The 426-nt window shown below is 66.9% G+C and carries 1 protein-coding gene; it reads right to left on the reverse strand.

Going from position 1 to position 426, the window contains the following annotated elements; all coding sequences use genetic code 11:
* The coding region (locus tag AC066S_RS39595) for a VIT1/CCC1 transporter family protein (protein WP_478272028.1) at window positions 1-343 on the reverse strand (343 nt) is incomplete at its 3' end.
* Window positions 344-426: the final 83 nt, after the last annotated feature.

Consider the following 426-nt stretch of genomic DNA (forward strand, 5'->3'; position numbering starts at 1 on the left):
GCCGTGCCGTTTCCCAGCTCAGTCCGCGCGCATGATGAATGGCGGCAAGCTCCGCCTCCTCGCCATGCGGGTCGTCGGCCAGCTCGGCATGTTCCTGCGCCAGATCGGCAGCCTCGAGATCGGCCTGCGAGCTGACGGAGACATATTCGCCGGCCGCCATCGAAAAGGCGCCGGCAACAAGACCTGCGACGCCGGCGATGAGGATCGCATGGCGATCCGCACCGCTTGCACCGACGCCGACCACGAGGCTGGCGGTCGACAGGATGCCGTCATTGGCGCCCAGCACCGCCGCGCGCAGCCAGCCGGTGCGGTTGATGCGATGCTTTTCACGATGTCGGCGCATGGCCTTCGTCCCTCTCGTCAGCCTCGTACCGTCGCGCGATAGCGCGATACGCGGCGCCTGTATCCCCTGTCTTCAGAATGCAC

This window comes from Bradyrhizobium sp. CFUWI (assembly GCF_056429085.1).